The sequence below is a fragment of the Streptacidiphilus sp. EB129 genome (genome assembly GCF_041262645.1).
In the GTDB taxonomy this organism is placed as follows: Bacteria; Actinomycetota; Actinomycetes; order Streptomycetales; family Streptomycetaceae; genus Streptacidiphilus.
Map to the genome: position 1 here is coordinate 23,724 of NZ_JBGCCS010000028.1, position 22,603 is coordinate 46,326.

The following is a 22,603-nucleotide window of genomic DNA, read 5'->3' on the forward strand; positions in this document are numbered from 1 at the left end:
CCCCGCGCGATGGGGCCGATGGGCCCCGCCGGGAGGGCCGAGCGGCCCCGATGCCGTCAACACGTCCGGGTGGACCGGGGAAGGATGGGTAGGACTCCGGTGGACCCCCGGTGGATGACCGAAGCGGCCGGACCGCCGCCGGAGCGGCCCGGGGTGCCCCTGCCATGGGACTGATCTCGATGTCAGTGGCGATCGGGTGTGCAGCAGTGCCAGGGAGGCCCGCGTGACCGGAATCGGCAAGGCAGACGACATTCCCACCGACCTGAAGCTGGACGACCTGCTGGAGGAGCTGCAGGGCCGTCTGGAGCTGGCCAGGGATGCCCGTGACAGGGTGCACGGCCTGCTGGAGGCGGTGCTGGCGGTCGGCCGGGAGCTGGAGCTGGACCAGGTGCTGCGGCACATCGTGGAGGCGGCGGTGGTACTGGTCGATGCGCGCTACGGGGCTCTGGGGGTGATCGGCCAGCACGCCCGGCTGTCCCAGTTCATCACCGTGGGCCTGGACGACGAGCGGGTGGCGGCGATCGGGCCGCTGCCGCAAGGTCACGGCCTGCTGGGCGAGCTGATCCGCCATCCCACCCCGCTGCGACTGCCGGAACTGGCGGCGCACCCCGCCTCGTACGGCTTCCCGCCCCACCATCCGCCGATGCACTCCTTCCTGGGGGTACCCATCCGCGTGCGTGGCGAGGTGTTCGGCAACATCTATCTCACCGAGAAGCGGGCCGGTGGTCAGTTCGGAGGCCAGGACGAGTCGGTGCTGTCCGCGCTCGCGGTGGCAGCCGGCGTCGCGATCGACAACGCCCGCCTCTACCGGGCGTCCCGTACGCGGGAGCGCTGGCTGACCGCGAGCGCGGAGGTCACCAACGGCCTGCTGTCCGGGGTCCCGCATGCTGATGTGCTGCGCCTGCTGGCCGACCGTGCCCGGGAGATCGCCGAGGCCGATCTGGCCGTGATCGCCCTCCCGGTGGGCGAGGCCGGGGAACTGGTGGTGGAACTGGCCCTCGGTGAGACGGCAGAGGCGCACCGGGGGCTGGTGCTGCCTGGCGAGGGGTCCTTCGTGGGGGCCGCGCTGCGCTCCGGGCAGCCGCTGATCAGCGCTGACGTCAACGAGGACGCGCGGATCTCGGCAGGGCCGCTGCGCTGGGAAGGCATCGGACCCGCCGTGGCGGTGCGGATGGGCACCGACGAGGGAGGGGTGCGCGGGGTGCTGATGCTCGCCCGTGCGATGGGATGTCCCGAGTTCACCCCGCAGGACGCGGGGCCGTTGCTGGGCTTCGCCGGACAGGCCGCACTGGCGCTGGAGCTGGCCGAGCGGCGCCGCGACACCGAGCAGATCCTGCTGCTCGAGGACCGTGACCGGATCGCCCGCGACCTGCACGACCTGGCCATCCAGCGCCTCTTCGCCACCGGCATGACCCTGCAGAGCGCGGAGCGCTTCATCGACCACCCCGAGGCCGTCGAACGCGTTCAGCGCGCCGTGGACGATCTCGACGCCACCGTGAAGATCATCCGCTCGACCATCTTCGGGCTGCGGGTCCGGGACGGTGGGCCCAGCGGCCACGGTCTGCGCACGCGCGTGGTCGACACGGTCGAACAGGCGGTCGCCGGCCTCGGTTGCACGCCTGGTCTGCGGATGGAGGGCCTCCTGGACACCGAGGTGTCGGGCGAGGTGGCGGAGCACCTCCTCGCGGTGCTCGCCGAGGCGCTGAGCAACGTCGCCCGCCACGCCCGGGCACATGCCGTCGAGGTGATCGTGTCGGCGTCCCGGACGGATCTCACGCTGACCGTCACCGACGACGGGGCGGGAATGCCGGCGGCGGGGATGTCCGACGGGGGCATGTCCGATGGGGGCACGTCGGACCGGGTCACCCGCAGCGGCCTGGCCAATCTGGCGGAACGCGCGGAGCGGTGCGGCGGGACCTTCGCCGTGGCGCCCGCGGTCCCGCGCGGTACCCGACTGCTCTGGCAGGTTCCACTGAAGCAGAACTGACAGTCCGTCAACTTTGGTCCGCGGGCGAGGCGGATCAGCGTCCGGACGCGTCCGAGGGCACGGTGCGGGTCGCGCGGGTCGTCGGGGCGGAGGGGGTCGGCCGTGGCCGTTCGAGGTCCCTGTCATGACTGTTGCCCACGAGCACCGCGGCCTGGATGCGGCGCTCGACGCCGAGCTTGGCCAGGATCCGGGAGATGTGGTTCTTGACGGTCTTCTCGGACAGGAAGAGCCGACGGCCGATCTCCCGGTTGGTCATTCCCTCGCCGATCAGGTCCAGGATGCCCACCTCCCGCTCGGAGAGCTGGGCCAGGACCGGATTGTCCGCAGCCGGCGGTTCCTGTCCACCCCGCAGCGAGGCCAGCAGATGCGAGGTGGTCTCGGGATCGAGCATGGAGCGGCCGGAGGCGACCGTGCGTACGGCAGTGACCAGGTCGGATCCCTTGATCTGCTTCAGTACGTAGCCGGCGGCCCCAGCCATGATCGAATCCAGCAGCGCGTCGTCGTCGTCGAACGAGGTCAGGATGAGGCAGGCCAGTTCCGGCATCCGCGAGCGCAGCTCCCGGCACACACCGACGCCGTCGCCGTCCGGCAGACGCATGTCCAGCACGGCGACCTGCGGACGCAGCGCGGGGATGCGGACCAGCGCCTCGGCACAGGTCTCGGCCTCGCCCACGACCACGATCCCGTCCTCGGCCTCCAGCAGGTCGCGTACTCCTCGCCGGACCACCTCGTGGTCGTCCAGCAGGAACACCCGGATCGGCTGCGACGGGTCGAGTGCTGCGGCGGAGCCGGCTTCGTTCATGGGCTTCCTCGCAGGGTTCTGCCGCAGCGGGCACCGGGTGGGACGCACAGCCCGATGGCTTCAGCATGGCCCTGCGGCCCATGGTCCGGACAGGGCCGATCGGCCCTTTCGGCCTCTTCGGCCCCTTCGGGCCTTTCGGCCGGTGGTGCGTGCTCCGGGTCCGACGTCATAGGGCCATGAGTTCTTCGAGGTCCTGGACCACGGCGTCGGCCCCGTGCCCTCGCAGGTCCTCGGCCTGTCCGACCCGATCCACCCCGACGACGAACCCGAAGCCGCCGGCCCGCCCGGCGTCCACACCCGCGAGAGCGTCCTCGAAGACGGCCGCCCCTCGGGGTACCACCCCCAGGGCGTGGGCCGCGGCAAGGTAGGTGTCCGGTGCGGGTTTGCCCGGCAGTTTCTGTTCGGCGGCGACCACCCCGTCGATCCGGACCTCGAAGAGGTCCGCGATACCTGCGGCGACCAGCACGTCGCGGCAGTTGGCGCTGGAGGAGACCACGGCACGCCGCAGTCCGGCCGCTCTGGCGGCCTCGACGTAGCGGACCGAGCCCGCGTACGCCTGGACCCCCTGCTCCTTGATCATCCTCAGTACCAGTGCGTTCTTCCGCGCGCCGAGGCCCTGGACCGTCTCCCGCTCCGGTTCGTCGTGCGGGTCGCCCTCGGGCAGGCGGATCTCCCGGGAGGCGAGGAACGCCCGCACTCCGTCAGCCCTGGGCAGCCCGTCGACGTATGCGTCGTAGTCGGCGACGGGGTCGAAGGGCCGGAAGCCCTCGCCCTGCCGTCGGCGCAGGAAGTCGTCGAACATCGACTTCCAGGCTGCCGCGTGGACGGTCGCCGTGCGCGTGAGCACGCCGTCGAGGTCGAACAGGCAGGCGCGGATACCGTCGGGAAGTCCAAGATTCGTCATGCTGTCCACCTTGCCCGCGATCGAGGTGTTCGGCGCGGGGTCGGCAGCCTCGCGGTGCAGGGCCGATCGGCCACTTCCCGGTCCCGCATGGCCCACGACACGGCCGGCGCCCGCAGGAAGAGTGGACTGCGAGGGCCGCCCACAACTCGGCGCACCGGCGTGGTCACCGTCGCCGGCAGCACCGCCGCACTGCTGGCCGGCAGCGACGGGTCGCAGCTGTACCTGCGGTCCGTCGGCCCACGCGCGCCCCACGTCGTGGGCGGTATCGGCGTCCAGTGCGTGATCTGGACCGCTACGAGCTTGCCCGAACTGCGGCGCTGCGAAGAGAGCCTGAAGCGCCGGGACGCCCACACCGCCACGCGGTCGGCCGAAGACTTCGAGTGGGTCGAGGGCCGCGATCCCAACGGCGTGCCGGTCATGGTCAGCTATCCGGGGCCGGAGCAGGCCATCCGCCATCAGATCATCTCGCGGGTCTACGCCTGGTAGCCGGGCTCCGCGCCCGGCGCCCGGGCGCGGTCTCAGTCCCGCTGGTCGGCGGCCCAGCCACGGCGGGCCGGGCTTCGGCCGCAGGGCTGGGACGGCTCCGCTCCCGGGAGTGCCTCCGGCACCGGTGCTCGGCAGGGGGCGTCCTTGGTCACCCTCAGGGGCGTGCCGTGGTGCTGAATCTCCAGCTCGGTGCCCTCCAGGAGCGTGTACTCGGCCTCCCGATGGGTGATGTCCACCCGTACGCAGCGCTGCTGGAACTGCACGGCGAAGGCCAGCCTGCTCAACTGTTCGGGCAGCCGTGGGGAGAAGGCCAGCGCGTCCCCGTGGTGCCGCATGCCGCCGAAGCCGGCCACCAGTGCGAACCAGGTGCCGGCCAGTGAGGCGATGTGGATGCCGTCCTGGGTGTTGTGCTCCAGGTCGGCGAGGTCCATCAGCGCCGCCTCGCCCAGATAGTCGTAGGCCAGCCGCAGTTGGCCGGTCTCGGCCGCGAGCACCGCCTGACTGCCTGCGGAGAGCGAGGAGTCGCGCACGGTGAGCGCCTCGTAGTAGGCGAAGTTGCGCGACTTCTGCTCCGCGGTGAACGCGTCACCGCGCCGCTCCATGGCCAGGACCAGGTCGGCCTGCTTGACCACCTGCTTGCGGTAGAGCTGCACATACGGGAAGTGCAGCAGCAACGGGTAGCGGTCCTGCCCGGTTCCGGCGAAGTCCCAGACCTGGTGGGTGGTGAAACCGGCCGACTGCTCGTGCACCCCGAGGTCCTCGTTGAAAGGCAGCGCGATCCGGTCGGCGGCCTCCCGCCAGGTGGTGGTCTCCTCGTCGTCCACGCCGAGCCGTGCCGCCAGATCCGGATGACGCACCGTCACTTCAGCTGCTGCGCGCAGATTCTGCTGGGCCATCAGATTGGTGTAGATGTTGTCATCAGCGATCGCACTGTACTCGTCGGGCCCGGTGACGCCGTCCAGGTGGAACACCCCGTGCTTGTCGTGGTGGCCGAGCGAGCGCCACAGCCGGGCGGTGTGCACCAGCAACTCCACCCCCACCTCCCGCTCGAAGACCAGGTCGCCGGTCGCCGAGGTGTAGTGCCGCACCGCATCCGCGATGTCCGCGTTGATGTGGAAGGCCGCGGTACTGGCCGGCCAGTACGCCGAGCACTCCTCACCGTTGATGGTCCGCCAGGGGAACGCCGCCCCCGCAAGACCCAGTTGCCCGGCCCGCTCCAGCGCGGCGGGCAGGGTGGAGTGCCGCCAGCGCAGCGCGTGCCCCACCGCATGGGGTGCGGTGTAGGTGAGCATCGGCAGCACGTACGTCTCGGTGTCCCAGAAGCAGTGACCGTCGTAGCCCGAACCGGTCAGCCCCTTGGCCGGGATCGCCCGCTCCTCGGCGCGGGCGCCCGCCTGCAACACGTGGAACAGCGCGAACCGGACAGCCTGCTGGATCTCCGCGTCGCCCTCCACCTCGACGTCCGCCCGCGCCCAGAAGTCCTCCAGGTACCGGCGCTGCTGAGCGAGCAGGCCCTCCCAGCCGATCTCGGCCGCGTCGGCCAGCGCGGCCTCCACCTGATCGTGGACGGCGGGCAGTGATCTGACCGCGGACCACCCGTAGGCGACCGTCTTCCGCACGACCAGGCGCTCTCCGGGCCGGAGCAGCGAGGTGACGGTCAGACGGCTCACGTCGGGGCTGCTCTCCGCGGAAGCAGCGGTACCGTCCGGTCCCTCGACCAGATGGTCCGCGGCCGCCGCGACCCGCAGTCCGCTGCGGGCCGTGCAGTGCACCAGCCGCAGCCGGTTGCCCACCGCGTGGTGCTCCTCGGGCTGCAGCACCGAGTCCAGGGCGGCGGCCACCCGGGGGTCGCCCTCCCGTACCGGCAGTTGCTCGTTGGCGACCAGTTCGGACTGCAGCACCACCCGGATCTCCGCGTCGACCGCCTCGACCTCGTAGGTGATCGCGGCGATCGCCCGCTGGGTGAGTGACACCAGCCGGGTCGAGCGAATCCTGACGGTACGGCCCGAGGGGGCGGTCCACTCGACGGTACGCAGGAGGACCCCGGCCCGGAAGTCCAGGACCCGCTCGTGACCGAGGAGCCGGCCGTAGCGCAAGTCCAGCGGCTCACCGTCGACCAGCAGCCGGATCACCTTGCCATTGGTCACATTGATGATCGTCTGGCCGGACTCCGGATTGCCGTAGCCAGCCTCCGCGTACGGCAGCGGCCGGAACTCGAAGACCCCGTTGAGATAGCTGCCCGGCAGCCCGTGCGGCTCACCCTCCTCCAGGTTGCCGCGCCAGCCGACATGCCCGTTCGAGAGGGTGAACACCGACTCGCTCTGCGCCAGCACCTCCAGGTCCAGCTCGCGCTCCCGCAGGCACCAGGGTTCGACGGTGTACGCCGGATGGCTGATCATCACAGGCCTCCGATGAGGTGGTCGCCATGGGTGCCCAGGTGCGGCCTGCGTGGTCCGCACAGGGCTGCGGGTTCTTTTCGTCCGCAACCCGGTTGGCTTCGGACGGTCCTGTGCCGGCCCCGGAGGCGGTCACCGCTCAAGGGCGGCGGCCCGATCGGGGCTGCGCCCCGCCGGGGCCACGACGTCCGGTGCCGCCAGGGCGTCTTCCACCGGCCTACGGGGTGTTGCCGCGCCTTCCGGGCCGTAGCCGATGCGCAGGAGCATCTGGGGTTCGCAGCATCCGGAGGACGAGGGGTCGCGCAGCAGCCAGCGCAGATCGGACCACTCCAGCGCCTGGTACATCATCGAGGCCCGCAGGCCGTGGAGGGTCAGCACCAGCAGCACATGCTGCAGGGCCTGTCCGGCGCTCAGCCAGTCCGCCGGACGGTCGTCACGCGTCGACAGCAGTAGCAGCCTGGGGTGCTCCTCGAACTGTGCCGACGGCTGCCAGTGGCGGAGATCCAGACCGGTGAAGTCCCGCATCGGTACCCGGGCCTCGGCGTCGCGCGGGCCAAGTGCCGTGTAGGGGAGGCCGAAGGGTCCCTCGTCCGAGTCCCTGAGCCAGGACCGGGTCTCGGCGAGCCGCGCACTGTCCCCGGTGGCGCGCAGTTCGGCGTCCGCCGTCAGCGACAGCAGCCGCGAGGACTCCACCTTGCCGGGCAGCCGCAGCTCGGCTCCGTCCGCGCGGGCAGCCGCGACCAGCTTCTCCAGCACGGCTTCGGAAACCGGTTCGCCGGTGAACGGCAGACGGCTGCTGTGCCGTTGCCAGATGGCCTTGTACAGATCAGGCCGGGGCGGCGGAGCGGTGTACGCCGGGCCGACCAGTCGCACCGTGGCCAGCAGGCCCGGCTCGCCGGGCCGGGGCAGCAGTCGCACCATCGGCTCCCAGCCCAAGTGGGCGGCGGCGACCCGCAGGTTGAAGACCGCAGCGCCCACGGACAGGTGCAGAGCCCGCCCGTCGGGGTCGGCCAGCGGCAGCGCACGTTCGGGGGCGGCACGGACCTCGATGGTGCGGATGTGCGGCGCCAGACGGAACCGCCACGGCTGGGTGTTGTGGATCGACGGTGCCATGATCGCGGCGGAGACCAGGGTCTCCAGCGCGGCTGCGTTCAGGACCGGCTGCCGTTGCACAGGGATCCCCTCCTCACATGGGGCATCGACGTGTACCTCGAGCCTCAGCGGCGCGGGGCTCCACCGGCAGAGGCCGAAGGTCCCGGACCGGCGGCCGATGGTCGCGCGTTCGCGCCCCATGCGGCCCGGCCACGAAGGTCACCCCGCCGGCAGCACGGCGACCGGGCAGTGCGTGTGCTGCACTGGCACGACCCAGTGTCCACACGTAGCCGGCCAGGGCGCCGCGAGAGTACTGGGTCTGTGCCTGATGGGCGGCCACCACTACGCCGGAGACCACCATGACCGATCCCGACGCGACACGTTCAGAGCTTCATGCGTTGCTGCATGCGCCTCTCATCGATGAGCGCCTGCTGCTCGGCAAATGGTGCCCGTCAAGGGACGTGACCCATGCGGGCCCGCGTCGCAGGGACAGCACGGGACGCTGGTGCGATCGAAGAATCTGCAGGTCAGGATGGCAATCGTGGATCCGAGCGGGGGAGGCATGCCCCCACCCGGAGCGTGCCGTTGACCGAGCTCAATGGAGAGCGCTATCTTGAATGTAAGATTCAATCTAAGTTAGATCTAGTCTATGTAAATAGGACGCTCATGCAATTCAAGGGCAGGGTCTCCGACCTTGAGCTGCTCGACGGGCAACTGCTGCAGATCACCCAGGGTCGCGGCAGCACCCGCGGTCGCGCGGTGATCGTGACCGGGCGGCGACGGGTAGGCAAGTCCCGGTTGGTCCAGGAGTTCTGCGACCGCTCGGGAGCACCGTATGTGGTCTTCCAGGCCACACGGGGGCGCAACCCGGTGGCGGAGCGCGCCGAGTTCGCTGCGACCCTGGCACAGTCAGGCCTGAGCGGGGCCGATACAGTGGCCGGCCTGCACAGTTCGGACTGGAACCAGGCGCTACGCACTCTGGCCTTGGCGGTTCCCGACGACACGCCCAGTATCGCGGTCATCGACGAGGTGCCCTGGCTGGTCGAGCAGGACCGCGAGTTCGAGGGCGCGCTGCAGACCGTGTGGGACCGGCACCTGTCCGCCAAGCCGGTCCTGCTGATCCTGGTGGGCAGCGACATGTCGGTCATGGAGGCCCTGCAGTCGCACGGCCGACCCTTCTTCGGACGGGCCGCGAAGATGACGGTCCAGCCACTGCACCTGGCTGACGTGGCGCAGATGACCGGCCTGGACGCCGCCGACGCGGTGGACGCGCTGCTGATCACCGGCGGCTTTCCCGAGGTCGTCCAGGCATGGCAGCCCGGAATGAACCGCACCGACTACCTCAAGGCGTCCGTCGCCAACCCGCTCTCACCGCTGCTGATCGCCGGCGAACTGTCACTGCTCGGAGAGTTCCCCGAGGCCTCCCACTCCCGCGCCGTCCTGGAAGCGGTCGGCAGCGGGGAGCGCACCTTCACCGCGATCGCCACCCAGGCGGGCGGGGCTTCCCCGCTCGCCTCGGGCACACTGTCGCCGATCCTCAACACCCTGCTCGACAAAAGGGTCCTGGCCGCCGACAGTCCGCTGTCCACCAAGCCCGACACCAAGAACAAGCGCTACCGTGTGGCCGACCCCTACCTGCGCTTCTGGCTCGCCTTCCTCCAACGCGGCATCCCCCTGATCGAACGAGGCCGCGGCGACATCGCCCTGCGCCGGATCGAGGCATCGTGGACAAGTTGGCGCGGACGCGCGGTCGAGCCCGTCGTCCGCGACGCCCTGCTGCGCCTGCTGCCCGATGACCGGTGGCCGCAGACCGAGGCCATCGGCGGCTGGTGGAACCGCCAGAACAACCCCGAGATCGACCTTGTCGGAGCCGACCGCGACCCGGTCGCCCAGCAGATCCACTTCCTCGGATCGGTCAAGTGGCTTGAGACCCAGCCTTTCGGACGGCGCGAGTACGACGCACTGGTCCGCGACCTTTCCGCCGTCCCCGGCGCCGACCCGGACACACCCCTGGTCGCGGTCTCCCGCTGCGGAGTCACCGACAACGTCCCACTTGCCGCCCACTGGGGGCCACAGGATCTCCTCGCCGCCTGGCAGACCTGACCAGTCCACAGACAGCAGACTGGCACTCACGCGGGCTGGTCCAAGCTGGAGTGGATGAACGTCTGCAGCGGGAGCACCTGATGCTGAACTGCGCTCGTTAGCCTCGAACGGAACCGAACGATTGGGAGCGCGCCCCGGCGAGCGTCGCACGGTCTTCCGCAAGACCCGGTCGCACGAGGAGGCGCAGATCAACCGGGCGGTGCTGGCGAAGAAGGAGCGCGAGGCCTCGCACCGGCCGGCGCACACGGTGTTCAGCCGTAGGGAAGGGGAGTAGTGATGGAGCACAGCCGCTGGAAACTGGCACGCGAGCGCAAGCTCACCGAGGGCTGCACCGAGTCCCCCGAGGTCGACCTGGAACGCCAGGAGCACCGCCTGTCGATGGCCCTGGCCAAGGTGGTTTACGACCGCCGAGTGGAGCTGGGACTCTCGCAGTCCGAGCTGGCCATGCGGGCCGGCCTGACCCAGGGCAAGATTTCCCGGATCGAAGGCTCCGACGCCGTCCCCACCCTGCCGCTGCTGGCGAAGCTCGCCAAGGGCCTGGATGCCTCCTTGAACATCGCCATCGACGTCCACGACGCCCAGGTCACGCTCTCCGCCCACAAGGCCGCGTGACCACACGGGGGGGGTTCTCCGACTCCTGCTGAGCGGTGCTGCTGACTGGGGGCAGCGACAGCGGCGGCCGGAATCGCGCCGATCGTGCCAGACCGGAGCGGCTCAACGTCGGAGTTGGGAGCAACTCGCGCCGAACTGCACCCGAGGTGCCCCGAGCGGCAGCGAACGAGCAGCCGCCAGCGGTTTGACAAGGTCAAAGGGCAGACTGTGGTGGTTCAACGCCTCGCTGACCGCGTTCAGATCTCACAGCAGGGCCTCGAGCACTGGCTGCCCGCTGCCCGTCAGCTGGCGGAGTCGGCGGCTCGCAGCTCCCGCACCAGGGCGCGCACGACGGCGGAGCCGGCGAGCTCCGGGGTGGTCACGTAGCCGACACGGCGCGTCGGGCGCTCTGGACCGAGATCGGTGATCTCGATCGAGTCCGGCGCTCCAAGCAGGGAGAGTGCGGGCATGATCGCCATTCCGTGCCCCCCGCCCACAAGCGAGAGCACTGCTCCGTCGTCCTCGGCCTCGATCGTGGCCCTCGGGATCCAGTCCTGCGCGCCCCACCAGGCGCGGGTGTACGAGCCGCAGTTCTCGGCCCAGTCGACGAGCGGCAGCGAGCGCGGAGCCGGGTGTCCGGCCGGATGTACCAGGGAGTAGCTCTCCTGGAAGAGTCCGCTCGCGACCAGCCCCGCCGGCAGCTGCGCGCCGTCCAGGGTGGCGATGGCGAGATCCGCCCTCCCGTCGGCCACCTCGCCCGCCGTGCCGCGTCCGAGCTCGCGGACGATCCGCACCTGCGGTTGGATCCCGGGATACCGCGCGCGCAGCCGCTGCAGGACCGGTGGCAGCAGGTGCAGCGCGGTGCTGCGGAAGGCCGCGATCCGCAGCGGCCCCTCGGGCCCCTGCGACGCCTCGGACCGGTGGGCTCCCCGCGCCTCGGCGACGAGCACGTCCAGCAGCCGCAGGATGCGGCGCGCATGCGCCACAGCCTGCTCCCCCGCCGCAGTGGGTCTCGCACCGCTGCGACCGCGTTCGAACAGAACGGCGCCGATCTTGCGCTCGCTGCCGCGCACCGAGTGGGAGACCGCAGACTGTGTCAGGCCGAGCACCTCGGCCCCGGCCGAGAAGCCGCCGGCCTCCGCGACCGCCACCAGAATGCGCAGTTCGTGCGGAGCGAGATCGGCGTCGGTCGTGCGGGCCACAGCGCGCTCACCTCAGGATATGAGAACTGCTCATGGAACGGGGCGTCATATGAGCCGAACAGTCTGCCCGAGGGCTCCATTCCCGTCCTACGGTCCCGTCATGACCGAGAAGGCGATCACCGTCCAGCAGACATCCCGCCCCCATGGCTTCCCCACCGCCGAGAATTTCACCTTCATCGAGTCCACGATTCCCGATCCTGCGGTCGGCACCGCGCTCGTGGAGAACCTCTACTGGTCCGTCGACCCCTACCACCGCGAGATGATGGACGACGTGCCCGGCGGCTTCGCGCTCCACACACCGCTCGAGGGCCGGACCCTCGGGCGCGTCGTCGCCTCGCGGACGCCGGAGCTGACCAAGGGCGAGATCGTGTTCCACCGGCGGGGCTGGCGCACGCACTCCGTGGTCCGGCCCGAGGAGGTCCGCACACTCCCCCGCTTCGACGGGGTCCCCCTGACGGCCTACCTGAGCGTCCTCGGCGGCACCGGACTGACCGCCTACGTGGGCCTCACCCGCATCGCCCGGCTCCACGAGGGCGACGACCTCTTCATCTCCGCCGCAGCCGGCGGCGTCGGCACGGCCACCGCCCGGTTCGCCCGGCTGCTGGGCGCCGGTCGGCTTGTGGGCAGCGCGGGCTCGGCGGCAAAGGTCGACCACCTGACCCGGGAGGTGGGCTACGACGCGGCGTTCGACTACCACGACGGCCTCGCCGCTGAACTGCTCGCCAAGGCTGCACCGGACGGCATCGACGTCTTCGTCGACAACGTCGGCGGCGAGCAACTGGCCGCCGCGGTGGGCGCACTGCGCGAGTTCGGGCGCATCGTCCGGATCGGCACCATCAGCCGATACAACACCCCGGACGCGCCCCCGCCGCACTTCAACTACTCGGACATCGTGGAGAAGAGCCTCCGCATGGAGGGCTTCCTGGTCAGCAACTACCGCGACCTGCAGGACGAGCTGTACGAGTTCGCGGTCCCCCATCTGCAGAGCGGCCGACTCGCGCTGGACCAGACCGTGGTGGACGGGTTCGAGCACATCGTGGACGCGTTCCTGGGCATGCTGCGCGGCGAGAACACCGGAAAGATCATCGTGCGGGACCACGCTTCTGCAGGGAGGTCGGCCGGGTGGCGAGCAGTGCGGTGATCTCGTCGGCGAGGTGCGGGCCGAGCTCGCCCCAGCCGTCCTTGTATCCGTAGACGCCGGCCAGGGTGCGGGCCTCGTAGTCTCCGTTCATGATCTCGATGTCGTTGGCGGTGATGAGTGCCGGGTGGGCGACGCCGACGGCGGCCGAGACCTTCATCAGTTCCTTGCGCAGGGTGCGCAGGTAGACGGCGGCCCGGGTGGACTTCGAGGCCGGGTCGAGGCCGCGGGCCAGCCACGGGTTCTGGGTGGCGATGCCGGTGGGGCACTTGTCGGTGTGGCACTTCTGCGACTGGATGCAGCCGATCGACAGCATCGCCTCGCGGGCCACGTTGATCATGTCGGCACCCAGGGCGAAGGCGACCGCGGCGTTCTCGGGCAGGCCGAGCTTGCCGGAGGCGATGAAGGTCAGGTCGTCGGTCAGCCCCAGCTCGGCGAAGGTGCCGTAGACCCGGGAGAAGCCCATCCGGAACGGCAGCGCCACCGAGTCGGCGAACATCCGCGGCGCCGCCCCGGTGCCGCCCTCGCCACCGTCGATCGTCACGAAGTCGACACCACGGTCGCCACGCGCCATCAGCGTGGCCAGCTCCTGCCAGAAGCTCATCTCTCCCACCGCGCTCTTGATCCCGACCGGCAGACCGTTCTCGGCGGCGAGCAGCTCGACGAAGTCGAGCATCGAGTCGACGTCGCTGAACGCGGTGTGCCGGGACGGGGAGGCGCAGTCCTCGCCGACCGGGATGCCGCGGATCCCGGCGATCTCCGCGGTCACCTTCGCCCCCGGCAGCATCCCGCCCAGCCCCGGCTTGGCGCCCTGGGAGAGCTTGATCTCTATCGCCCTGACCGGAGCGCCGGCGACCACCTCCTTGAGCTTGTCGAGGTTGAAGCTGCCGTCCTCGTTGCGGCAGCCGAAGTACGACGTGCCGATCTGGAGGACGAGGTCGCCGCCGTTGCGGTGGTAGGGCGAGAGGCCGCCCTCGCCCGTGTTGTGCAGCGTGCCCGCCAGCGCCGCCCCCTTGTTGAGCGCCGTGATGGCCGCACCGGAGAGCGATCCGAAGCTCATCGCCGAGATGTTCACCACGCTCGCCGGCCGGAACGCCTTGGCGCGACCGCGCGGCCCGCCCAGCACCTTGGCCGAGGGCAGTGGCGCCTGCGGGTCGTGCAGGTCGTGCGCGTCGGGCAGGGCGCCGGCGAACGTGCGCTGCTTCAGGTAGGCGTGCCCCTGCACATGCTCGACGTCGACTTCGGTTCCGAACCCGAAGTAGTTGTTCTCCTCCTTCGCCGACGCGTAGATCCAGGTGCGCTGGTCACGACTGAACGGGCGCTCCTCCTCGTTGGAGGTGACGATGTACTGCCGCAGCTCAGGGCCGATCGTCTCCAACAGGTACCGGGCGTGCCCGATCACCGGGAAGTTCCGAAGCAGTGCGTGCCTCTTCTGGACAAGGTCGCGGGCAGCCACCAGCGCCACTGCTGTTGCGGCGACCGCGGCGATCCTCCGAGCCTGCATGAACGTGCCTCCTGGATGCACGACTCCATCGCTGTGCGGTGGACATCGTTGTGTCGGTCGGTCTGGCGTTGGGCGACGGGCACGGCCAAGGGGGCTTCAGCGTCCGTCGGGGAATGCCAGATGATATTAGGAGGCCGCGCAGACAGGCGTGTGGCCAGGGTGGAACTCAGCTCGGCGTCGGTGAGGGCAGAAGGGCAGGACCGCGCAGGGCGGGAGCGGCGACGAGTGAGGGCCAGACATCCACCCCGGCGGTGGCGGACCACACCACGTCGCCGTGCCCGTAGCCGGGGACGACGGTGAAGCGCACCGGGGATCCGCTCCGCTCCCGGATCAGCCGGGCACCGCGGTCGTGGTCACCGCGGCCGAGCCCGGCGTTGACCCAGATCACCTCCGCCCGGACCGCGGACCAGTCGATACGGTGCACGTCCTCGCGGCCGGCCCAGACCGCGGCCAGATCGCGGAGCAGTGCGGTGGGCTGCACCCCGCTGCCGAGTTGGTCCACGGCCGCCGACCACACACCGATCGGCGTGTGGTCGAGCGCGAAGCGGTCCTCCTCGGCGCGGGCCCTGAAGCGGTAGCTCCCGCTGCTGAACCCCTGGTGGTAGATCCAGTTGGCAGGTCCCGGCAGTCGACGGGTGTGCGTGAGCGCGTAGTGCAGAAGCCCGGCGTTGGTGAAGCAGGACGCAGGGCCCTCGACCGGCCGGGGCACGGGACTGCTGCCCAGAGGGTCGGCCGCGGCACGGGCGAAGAGGGCCTTCAGGCCCGGATCGACGACGAGGGTTCCCTGCGCGAGCAGTTCCCGGGTGGCCGCGAGCAGCGCCTCGGCGCGCGCCACCAGTTCGGGCTCGGTCCGCGGGTCGTAGGGCCCGGTCGTGTCCATCACCAGGACCCGTACCGGGCCCGGAACCGGCACGTCCCCGGCGGGGGCAGACCCGGCGGGGGCAGCCCCGGCGGCGGCAGCTCCGGCACCGGCAGACCCGGCTTCGGCTGCGGCGGCCGCAGCGGCCACGTCCAGGGCCAGGACGGCTCCGGCGGAGTGCCCGAGCAGGTCGTAGGGCATCGGCAGGACCGAGTGCACCGCGCCCACCACCCGCAGGACGTCCTGCCGGTGCCGGACCAGCCCCCAGTCCCGGACGTCCGGCCGCACCGAGGTCAGACCGTCCTCGCGGGGCGAGACCCCGATCACCAGGAAGCCGTTGGCGCAGAGGAAGTGGGCCAGACCGCGACCGCGCGGGGTGAGGAAGTCCGCTGCGGTGTTGAGGCCGCCGCCGGGCAGCAGGTACACGGTTCGGGTCGCGGCGCGGTCCGTGGCGGCCAGGATGTCGACGTTCAGCGGAACCGGTCCGTCCTGGAGCCGGATCCGGTGGTGGTTCCAGTCGTCATGACTGTCGATCAGCACCGGTGCCGGAGGCGGGATCGGATCCCGGGTCCGGCCCAGTGCGTTCGCCAGCCGCTGCACCAGATCAGCCATGTGCTCCCCCATACCGACACGCCGCCCTTCCGTCCGCCGCCGGGCGGCCCGCGCTCCCGTGGCGCTTCGCCATTATCGCCGCCACCGCCGATCCGGCCTCCGGCCCGCCGCCACTCCGGCAGGCGGCGCGCCCCGCTGACGTGGGCCAGCCTGAGCGACAGAACGGCCCGCCCAACGCGTCTATTGATCTGACAGTCGATCAAGATGCTTGGGAGAAAGCCTTGAAGCAGACCACAGGGGGAAGCCGCGCCCGTCGAGGGCACCTGCGCCGACTGCGGCCCCTTGCGACCGTCCTGGTAGCTGCGGCGGGGATGATCGGGGCCGCCGCGGCCCCGGCAGCGACAGCCCCGACCGCCGGCACGACGTCAGCCGCACCGGCGACCGGTGCGAGCAGCAGCACCGGCACGAACACCCGGACCGTCACCCTCGCGACCGGCGACCGGGTGATCGTCACCACCGTGGCGGGGCGGACCCGCTACACCATCGACCCGGCCGTCCCCGGCGACGCCGCCTTCCAGAGCTACCGGGACGCCCAGGGCGACTACCACGTCGTCCCCGCCCTGGCCGAGCCCTTCCTCGGCGGCGCGCTCGACCCCTCGCTCTTCGATGTCACGGCGCAACTGCGCAGCCACGCCGGGACCGGCGCCACGGCCGACGCAGAGACCGGCACCGTCGCCGAGGTCAGCCCCGGAACGGCCACCCAACTGGTGGCAGCGCTGCGCCAGGCCGTCGGCGCCGACGTCCGGGCCGGCCGGCGCCCCGGCACGACCGTGCCGCACCTCACCGGTGTCCCGGCCGCGCCCGGGAACGCCGGCCCGGCTCCGGTGCGCGCGGCGGCGGGATACCCGCAGCGCATCCTGCAGGTGGACGTGACGGACCGGTCCGGCCGTCCCGCCGACGGCCAGGCGATGCTGATGAACACCGACTCCAGCCTCAGGTTCATGAACATGATCCCGATCAACGGCGGAGTGGACCGGGTCGCGGTTCCCGCGGGCAACTACAGCATCGACTTCGGCGTCGAGACGTACGACGCCCAGGGCAACGTCACCTCCGCCTACGCGGTCACCAGGACGGACTTCACCGTTCCGGCGACCGGGACCGTACCGGACCTGGTCCTCAACGGCCGTTCGGCGGCCCCGGTCCGCGTCGCCACCCCGCTGCCCACCGTCCCTCAACTGGTCAATGTGGGCTGGTTCCGCACTGACGCGTCCTCACCGGATCCCGCGTCCAACCAGGACTCGGCCATGGGCTTCGACTACACGGTGCTGGGGAGCATCCCCTTCGCCATGAACGCCCAGCCGGCCGCCAGGGTCGGCACGGTCAGCTCCGAGGTGCAGTGGATCGGCGGCAACACCAAGGGCGGCTACCGCTACGACACGGTCTTCTCCGCCGCGGACGTGCCCGACGTCACGGCCTACCGGGTGACCTCGGCGCAGCTCGCGACGGAGCACAACCACTACTACACGGACCCGGCCGCCCCCGGCCGGGGCGCCGTGTACGACATGCCGTACGACTACGCGAATCCGGGGCCCATGGGCCCGTCCGCGCTGATCCCGCAGTCCATGCCGGCGGACGTCACCGAGTACCTCAGCGTCGTCCCGCACACCGACTGGATCCAGCAGGCCTTCGAGGGCTCCGGCATCGTGCTCACCGACGATCCGGCCGCGTTCGGGGCCGGCACCACGACCTCGGTCGACTGGGGCCGGGGACCGCTGGCACCCGGCGTCGGCCGGCACACGATCCTCCCGGGCACCGGCGCTACCTGCCAGGCGTGCCTCGCCGGAACAGACCTTCGGCTGAACCTCGACGACTTCGACGACAGCACCCCCGGCCAGCAGGGCTGGCCCGGCTATCAGGCCAACGGGACCCCGATGCAGGTGACCTCCTCGCTGAGCGCCTACCAGAACGGTCAGCTGCTCGGGACCACCCCGGGCGGTTCCAGCCTCTCGATCGGCAACGCGCCCGCCACGGGGGCGACGTACACGGTGGTGTACGGCACGAACACCACCACGCCACTGGTCAGTCAGTCCACGTCCACCGACACCACGCTGGTCTTCTCCACCACTCCCGCCGCGGAGTCCGGGGCGGCACTCACCCCGCTGGGCAACTGCGCCGGCCAGAGCACGGCCACCCCGTGCCTGGTGCTGCCGCTGCTGAACATCGGCACCCGCCTCGCCACCAGCGAGGAGGGCACGGCCACTCCGGGCACCGAGACCATGGGTCTGAGCATCGGTCACGTGTCCTACAACGACACCGGGTCACACGCGGCCATCACTTCGGCCACCGTGCAGGTCTCCTTCGACGGCGGCAGGACCTGGCAGGCCGCGCACCTGACCGGCACCGGAGCGGCGTCGGCCGGGGACTACACCGCCAGCTGGACCAACCCGGTCACGGACACCGGGACCTACCCGTCGATCCGGATCACCGCCACCGACGCCGTGGGCGGATCCATCAGCCAGACCGTCAACCACGCCTACGAGATCGTCAAGGGGGCCTGACCATGCGACCGTCACCTGCCAACAGGGCTTTCGGGATCACCGCCGGATTCGGCGCGCTGGTCGTCGCACTGATGCTGCCCCTCGGCGGCAGCGCTCAGGCACAGGCACAGGCGATGCCCGCCGCAGCCGCGGCGACCGCACACGACGCCTGCGGCCCCGTGCCCCTGGGCGAGGCGCGCTGCCTCGTCTCGGTCCGCAACGACGTGCACGGCGGCCTGGGCGTCCGCGGACCCGCCGCCGTCGGGCGGAACGCGGCGGCGACCGGCCTGCCGACCGGCTACGGACCGGCGGATCTGCGTGCGGCGTACCGGCTGCCGGCCACCGGCGGCAAGGGCCAGACCATCGCGCTGATCGACGCGTTCGGCGACCCGACGGCCGAGGCCGACCTCGCCGTCTACCGCGCCAGCTACGGGCTGCCGGCCTGCACCACGGCCAACGGCTGCTTCCGCGAGGTCAATCAGAAGGGCAAGCCCTCGCCGCTGCCGCCCGCGCCGGCGACGAAAATCGCCGCCGGCTGGCAGAGCGAGACCTCGTTGGACCTGGACATGGCCTCGGCGATCTGCTCGACCTGCCACCTCCTGCTGGTCGAGGCCGATGACCAGACCGAGGCCGACCTCGGCGCGGCGGCCGCCGTCGCGCCCTCGCTCGGTGCGACCGAGGTGTCCAACAGCTACGGCGGCGAGGAGGGCAACGGGATCTCCGGCTATGCGAAGGACTACCGGCACCCCGGCGTCGCCTATGTGGCCTCCTCGGGTGACTACGGCTACACGGTGCCCTCGGCGCCCGCCGTCTACGCCGGTGTGATCGCCGTCGGCGGCACCTCGCTGACCAGGTCGACGACCGCGCGCGGCTGGACCGAGACCGCCTGGTCCCGGTCCGGCAGCGGCTGCTCGGCCTGGATAGCCAAGCCGGCCTGGCAGCACGACTCCGACTGCCCCGGACGCGGGGTCGCCGATGTCTCCGCCGACGCCGACCCGGCCACCGGCGTGGCCGTCTACGCGACCGTCGACGGGGGTTGGGTGGAGGTCGGCGGCACCAGCGCGTCAGCACCCGTCATCGCGGGCGTCATAGCGCTGGCCGGCAACCCCGGCAAGCTGACCGACGCCGCCTACCTCTACGCCCGCAGCAAGGACCTGTACGACGTCACCTCCGGCAGCAACGGCTACTGCGGCGGCGGATACCTCTGCACCGCGGGCACGGGCTACGACGCACCGACCGGAAACGGCACCCCCGACGGACTCGGCGCCTTCTGAACCCCGGCCTGCACCGCTAGCCTGCACCGCTGCCTGCACCAATGCCTGCACCACCCGTCCGGTGGCGACCGCCGCCGGACGGGTCCGGAGGCACGGCTCGACCCTCACCGGAGTTCAGCGGCTCCAGCTGCAACAGAACCGTACGGTCGTGGCGTCTGTTGGGCATGGAGCACATTTCAGCCACCGGTACAGCGGCAGGATTCCGAGGCCGGGCGCAGGAGCCTGTCGACTTCCAGGCGTTCGCTGTGGGGCGGGGCGGGCAGTTGTTCCGGACGGCGTTCCTGCTGACGGCGGGCGACTCGCACCTGGCCGAGGATCTGGTACAGGAGACCCTGGGCCGGATGTTCGCCCGCTGGGGACGGGTGCGGCTCGACAATCCCTCCGGCTACGCGCACACCGTGCTGGTCAACGTCTTCATATCGCAGCGCCGCAAGCGAAGCAGCGGCGAGCTGCCGACCGGGGTCCTGTCGGAGCGGGCCGTGGGCGCGGCGGAGGACGAGGATCCGGCGCTGCGGGTGACCCTGCTGGCCGCGCTGCGGCAGCTCGCGCCGCAGGACCGGGCGGTGCTGGTGCTGCGCTACTGGGAGGACCGGAGCGTGGAGGAGACCGCGGCAGCCCTGCGGCTGACGTCCACGGCGGTCCGCTCGCGCAGCAGTCGGGCGCTGCAGCGGTTGCGCGGGGTGCTGGGCAACAGCCTTGCCGAGATCGCCGAGTTTTGATCATCCCTGAACGCAGAACCTTCACCAACCAAGAAAACAGAGGTATGTGGCATGTCATCGGACATTGAGGTCGATTTCGCGCAGGAGCTCAGAGCAGTGGCCGAGTCGGCGGTGCAGCCGAATCCGGCGGATCTGTACGCGGGTGCGGTGCAGCGGGGTGGCCGGATCCGGCGCAGGACCAGGGTCAGGCGGTCGCTGGTGGGTGCGGCCACGCTCGGGGTGGTCGCCGCCGTGGGGATTCCGCTGCTGGGCGGTACCGCCAGCACGGCCTCGGTCGGGGCCGCGGCCTCGTCCACGGTGATGGGCGGTACGACGCCCGGCGCCAAGGGCACGGAGCAGACCGCGGGGACGCCGGGCAGTACGGCCTGGATGCCGGCCTACATGGTGCAGACCCTGCGGTCCCTGCTCCCGGCCGGGTCCAGCACGGCGGTCGAGGACGACGTCAAGGACACCACCGTCAAGGCCTACGGACCCTGGCTGGGGATGGCGGGGAACAACTGGGGAGGGATGGTGCAGTCAGGACTCGCGACCTCCAACGGCACTTCCTCGATCGAGTTGTCGACGTTCGGCTTCGCCGGGAAGCACCCGTGCCCCACCCGTGCGCAGGCACCCCACGAGGACTGCACCTCCACCTCCCTCGACGGTGGCACCCTCGTCGTGGACAAGGGCTTCAAGAACCCCGTGAACGGGGAGGGCGCCACGCTCTGGGACGTGTACTGGTACGGGCCCGAGGGTGGGACGGTCCACGTGGGCCAGGTGACGGATGCCTCGCATCCGGCGACACAGGCCGCGCCTCAGGCCCTGACGGCGGAGCAGATGGTGACGATGGCCATGGCACCGGCCTGGGACCGGGTGTGGAAGTCGCTCCCGGAGCCCTGCCGGTTCGGTTTGATGGTCGGCACGCCCAGCACGCCGACCCCGCCCTGGCACGGGCTGGGGCTTGTCTGCGCCACGAGTCAGGCCGCCGCCCTGCCCATGCACGGTTCCGACGGTGGAATCGCCGTCGCGGGATAGGACCCCCGCTGGGACGTAAGGGGGATGGCCCCGTTCACCCCCAATCCGGCGGACAGCAGCCGCCACTGAGCCGCCCGCGGGTGCCTTTCGGGCCGGGGCCGGGCCGTGCCTCGTCAGCGGCGGAACAGACGGCTGCTGATCGCGGCGACCATGAGCAGGATCGCCGCCGCGAAGCCGAGCAGGGCCACCTTGGCGGAGATGAACTGGGTGGCGATGCCGACGCCCAGGACCGGGACGGTCAGCCCGGCGTAGCCGATCAGGAACAGTCCGGCCAGGGCCTCGCCCCGCGCCCCGGGAGCGGCCAGCGCGGCGACGGTGGAGATGGCGCCCTTGAGCAGGACGCCCGCACCGGCTCCGGCGACCGCCCCGCCGGCCAGGAACAGGGCCAGGTCGGGCTGCCAGACCGCGACCGTGAGCGGGACCAGACCGGCCGTCATCAGGCTGACGCCCGCCGCGAGCTGACGCCGGACGGTGGTCCGGGCCAGCACCGACTGGGCGGTCGCGGCGGCGCCGAAGACCAGGAAGGCGACCAGACCGGCCAGCGCCCGGGACGGGTGGTGCAGGGTTCCGGCGACCAGTCCCGGGGCGAGCGAGGTGAACAGCCCCAGGATCGAGAAGGAGGCGAAGGCGGCACCCGCGGCGGCGAAGTAGCGGGCCCGGGCGGCGGCCGGGACCGCTATCCGCTGCGGGCGGTAGGCCGGGCGCTCCTCGGCGGGCTGCACCGTCTCCGGGACCAGGGCCACGGCCATCGCGCCGACCAGCAGCAGTGCCATGAAGACCAGGTACGGGGTGCGCAGCGGCCCGGAGACGTACTGCGCCAGCGCGCCGGAGACCAGCGGGCCGACGCCCAGCCCGCCGAGGTTGGCGGCGGTGGACATCAGCTCGGGCCGGGTGCGGTCGGCTCCGGGGCGGTCGACGGCGTGCAGCTCGGACAGGTGGGCTGTGGCGGTCGCGGTGATCAGGCCGATCCCGAGCCCGCTGAGCAGCCGGGCCAGCAGCAGACCGGGCAGTGCCGGCCAGACGAGGAACACCAGCGCGGAGACCGCCTCGACCAGCAGCGCGGGAACCAGCACCCGACGCCGGCCGAGCCAGTCGGAGGCGTGTCCGGCGAGGAAGAGGCTGATGATCACACCCACCGCGTAGGCGGCGAAGACGACCGTGGTCATAAAGGAGGAGAAGCCGTCGCGGTGCTGGTAGAGGACATAGAGAGGGGTGGGGACGGCGGAGAAGGCCATCGCGGTCAGGAAGGCGAACGCGATCACCCAGAATCCGGCGCCGTGGCCGAGGACGCTGCGGCCGGCGGCCGGGCGGCCGGCGATCGTTCCGCTGTGGACCGGGGTGCCCGTCGGCGGTGCGGTGTCGTTGCGGACGGGTGAAGGCGGGAACTGGGTCGACATGCTCATGCTGGCTGGCTCCTGATCCTCTGGTGGGTCGGCACCCAGA

18 protein-coding genes are annotated in these 22,603 nt (G+C 71.3%); 10 read left to right on the plus strand and 8 right to left on the minus strand.

The window, feature by feature from the left end; all coding sequences use genetic code 11:
• Positions 1-223 precede the first annotated feature (223 nt).
• The gene (locus ABH925_RS27695) at positions 224-1,987 is read left to right on the plus strand and encodes a GAF domain-containing protein (protein ID WP_370151964.1); all 1,764 of its coding nucleotides are present in this window, start codon (positions 224-226) and stop codon (positions 1,985-1,987) included.
• A gap of 34 nt (positions 1,988-2,021) precedes the next feature.
• Here the strand turns inward: ABH925_RS27695 and ABH925_RS27700 are convergent, their stop codons facing one another.
• Together ABH925_RS27700 and ABH925_RS27705 are read right to left on the minus strand one after the other, a co-directional pair.
• Positions 2,022-2,789: a response regulator gene (locus tag ABH925_RS27700; RefSeq protein WP_370151966.1), complete on the minus strand. Its 768-nt coding sequence runs from the start codon at positions 2,787-2,789 to the stop codon at positions 2,022-2,024.
• Between the two features lie 166 nt (positions 2,790-2,955).
• Positions 2,956-3,693 (minus strand): beta-phosphoglucomutase family hydrolase, encoded by a 738-nt coding sequence (locus tag ABH925_RS27705; RefSeq protein WP_370151967.1) that lies wholly within the window; start codon positions 3,691-3,693, stop codon positions 2,956-2,958.
• Positions 3,694-3,780: 87 nt separating this feature from the next.
• Between ABH925_RS27705 and ABH925_RS27710 the strand changes: the two genes are divergently transcribed.
• The gene (locus ABH925_RS27710) at positions 3,781-4,179 is read left to right on the plus strand and encodes a hypothetical protein (protein ID WP_370151969.1); all 399 of its coding nucleotides are present in this window, start codon (positions 3,781-3,783) and stop codon (positions 4,177-4,179) included.
• A 32-nt stretch (positions 4,180-4,211) separates the two neighbouring features.
• Here ABH925_RS27710 and ABH925_RS27715 read toward each other — a convergent pair whose 3' ends face one another.
• Together ABH925_RS27715 and ABH925_RS27720 are read right to left on the minus strand one after the other, a co-directional pair.
• Positions 4,212-6,578: a glycoside hydrolase family 65 protein gene (locus ABH925_RS27715; protein WP_370151971.1), complete on the minus strand. Its 2,367-nt coding sequence runs from the start codon at positions 6,576-6,578 to the stop codon at positions 4,212-4,214.
• 129 nt (positions 6,579-6,707) lie between these two features.
• Complete coding sequence (locus ABH925_RS27720; RefSeq protein WP_370151973.1) at positions 6,708-7,748, minus strand: nitroreductase family protein; 1,041 nt, start codon at positions 7,746-7,748, stop codon at positions 6,708-6,710.
• Between the two features lie 585 nt (positions 7,749-8,333).
• Between ABH925_RS27720 and ABH925_RS27725 the strand changes: the two genes are divergently transcribed.
• The 3 genes from ABH925_RS27725 (at position 8,334) to ABH925_RS27735 (ending at position 10,382) form a co-directional block, all read left to right on the plus strand.
• Positions 8,334-9,770, plus strand: coding sequence for an ATP-binding protein (locus tag ABH925_RS27725; RefSeq protein ID WP_370151975.1), 1,437 nt, complete (start codon positions 8,334-8,336; stop codon positions 9,768-9,770).
• Positions 9,771-9,891: 121 nt separating this feature from the next.
• The gene (locus tag ABH925_RS27730) at positions 9,892-10,044 is read left to right on the plus strand and encodes a hypothetical protein (RefSeq protein ID WP_370151977.1); all 153 of its coding nucleotides are present in this window, start codon (positions 9,892-9,894) and stop codon (positions 10,042-10,044) included.
• A gap of 2 nt (positions 10,045-10,046) precedes the next feature.
• Positions 10,047-10,382, plus strand: a complete 336-nt coding sequence (locus ABH925_RS27735; RefSeq protein WP_370151978.1) for a helix-turn-helix domain-containing protein — start codon at positions 10,047-10,049, stop codon at positions 10,380-10,382.
• A gap of 281 nt (positions 10,383-10,663) precedes the next feature.
• On the opposite strand, the gene ABH925_RS27740 is transcribed toward ABH925_RS27735, so the two are convergent.
• Positions 10,664-11,563, minus strand: coding sequence for a LysR family transcriptional regulator (locus tag ABH925_RS27740; protein ID WP_370151980.1), 900 nt, complete (start codon positions 11,561-11,563; stop codon positions 10,664-10,666).
• A 100-nt stretch (positions 11,564-11,663) separates the two neighbouring features.
• On the opposite strand from ABH925_RS27740, the gene ABH925_RS27745 reads away from it, so the two are divergent.
• Positions 11,664-12,704: an NADP-dependent oxidoreductase gene (locus tag ABH925_RS27745; protein ID WP_370151982.1), complete on the plus strand. Its 1,041-nt coding sequence runs from the start codon at positions 11,664-11,666 to the stop codon at positions 12,702-12,704.
• Here ABH925_RS27745 and ABH925_RS27750 read toward each other — a convergent pair.
• Positions 12,646-14,205 (minus strand): FMN-binding glutamate synthase family protein, encoded by a 1,560-nt coding sequence (locus ABH925_RS27750; RefSeq protein ID WP_370151983.1) that lies wholly within the window; start codon positions 14,203-14,205, stop codon positions 12,646-12,648. The genes ABH925_RS27745 and ABH925_RS27750 overlap by 59 nt on opposite strands.
• A gap of 166 nt (positions 14,206-14,371) precedes the next feature.
• Positions 14,372-15,676, minus strand: coding sequence for a hypothetical protein (locus tag ABH925_RS27755; protein ID WP_370151984.1), 1,305 nt, complete (start codon positions 15,674-15,676; stop codon positions 14,372-14,374).
• A gap of 221 nt (positions 15,677-15,897) precedes the next feature.
• Between ABH925_RS27755 and ABH925_RS27760 the strand changes: the two genes are divergently transcribed.
• The 4 genes from ABH925_RS27760 (at position 15,898) to ABH925_RS27775 (ending at position 21,160) form a co-directional block, all read left to right on the plus strand.
• Positions 15,898-18,174 carry a hypothetical protein gene (locus ABH925_RS27760; RefSeq protein ID WP_370151986.1) on the plus strand — a complete coding sequence of 759 codons (2,277 nt, stop codon included), beginning with the start codon at positions 15,898-15,900 and terminating at the stop codon, positions 18,172-18,174.
• A gap of 2 nt (positions 18,175-18,176) precedes the next feature.
• Positions 18,177-19,427, plus strand: coding sequence for a S8 family serine peptidase (locus ABH925_RS27765; protein WP_370151987.1), 1,251 nt, complete (start codon positions 18,177-18,179; stop codon positions 19,425-19,427).
• Positions 19,428-19,591: 164 nt separating this feature from the next.
• Positions 19,592-20,146: a SigE family RNA polymerase sigma factor gene (locus tag ABH925_RS27770; protein WP_370151988.1), complete on the plus strand. Its 555-nt coding sequence runs from the start codon at positions 19,592-19,594 to the stop codon at positions 20,144-20,146.
• Positions 20,147-20,197: 51 nt separating this feature from the next.
• Positions 20,198-21,160 carry a hypothetical protein gene (locus ABH925_RS27775; protein ID WP_370151990.1) on the plus strand — a complete coding sequence of 321 codons (963 nt, stop codon included), beginning with the start codon at positions 20,198-20,200 and terminating at the stop codon, positions 21,158-21,160.
• A 113-nt stretch (positions 21,161-21,273) separates the two neighbouring features.
• Here the strand turns inward: ABH925_RS27775 and ABH925_RS27780 are convergent, their stop codons facing one another.
• A complete protein-coding gene (locus ABH925_RS27780) occupies positions 21,274-22,563 on the minus strand; it encodes an MFS transporter (RefSeq protein ID WP_370151991.1) in 1,290 nt (429 codons plus the stop codon).
• Positions 22,564-22,603: the final 40 nt, after the last annotated feature.

What these genes read in the sequence shown, in the direction of transcription:
- ABH925_RS27735 (WP_370151978.1), top strand. Translation starts at nt 10,047, where the DNA reads ATGGAGCACAGCCGCTGGAAACTGGCACGCGAGCGCAAGCTCACCGAG.
- ABH925_RS27755 (WP_370151984.1), bottom strand. Translation starts at nt 15,676, where the DNA reads ATGGCTGATCTGGTGCAGCGGCTGGCGAACGCACTGGGCCGGACCCGG.
- ABH925_RS27715 (WP_370151971.1), bottom strand. Translation starts at nt 6,578, where the DNA reads ATGATCAGCCATCCGGCGTACACCGTCGAACCCTGGTGCCTGCGGGAG.
- ABH925_RS27710 (WP_370151969.1), top strand. Translation starts at nt 3,781, where the DNA reads ATGGCCCACGACACGGCCGGCGCCCGCAGGAAGAGTGGACTGCGAGGG.
- ABH925_RS27750 (WP_370151983.1), bottom strand. Translation starts at nt 14,205, where the DNA reads ATGCAGGCTCGGAGGATCGCCGCGGTCGCCGCAACAGCAGTGGCGCTG.
- ABH925_RS27745 (WP_370151982.1), top strand. Translation starts at nt 11,664, where the DNA reads ATGACCGAGAAGGCGATCACCGTCCAGCAGACATCCCGCCCCCATGGC.
- ABH925_RS27765 (WP_370151987.1), top strand. Translation starts at nt 18,177, where the DNA reads ATGCGACCGTCACCTGCCAACAGGGCTTTCGGGATCACCGCCGGATTC.
- ABH925_RS27700 (WP_370151966.1), bottom strand. Translation starts at nt 2,789, where the DNA reads ATGAACGAAGCCGGCTCCGCCGCAGCACTCGACCCGTCGCAGCCGATC.
- ABH925_RS27780 (WP_370151991.1), bottom strand. Translation starts at nt 22,563, where the DNA reads ATGAGCATGTCGACCCAGTTCCCGCCTTCACCCGTCCGCAACGACACC.
- ABH925_RS27775 (WP_370151990.1), top strand. Translation starts at nt 20,198, where the DNA reads ATGTCATCGGACATTGAGGTCGATTTCGCGCAGGAGCTCAGAGCAGTG.
- ABH925_RS27725 (WP_370151975.1), top strand. Translation starts at nt 8,334, where the DNA reads ATGCAATTCAAGGGCAGGGTCTCCGACCTTGAGCTGCTCGACGGGCAA.
- ABH925_RS27770 (WP_370151988.1), top strand. Translation starts at nt 19,592, where the DNA reads ATGGAGCACATTTCAGCCACCGGTACAGCGGCAGGATTCCGAGGCCGG.
- ABH925_RS27705 (WP_370151967.1), bottom strand. Translation starts at nt 3,693, where the DNA reads ATGACGAATCTTGGACTTCCCGACGGTATCCGCGCCTGCCTGTTCGAC.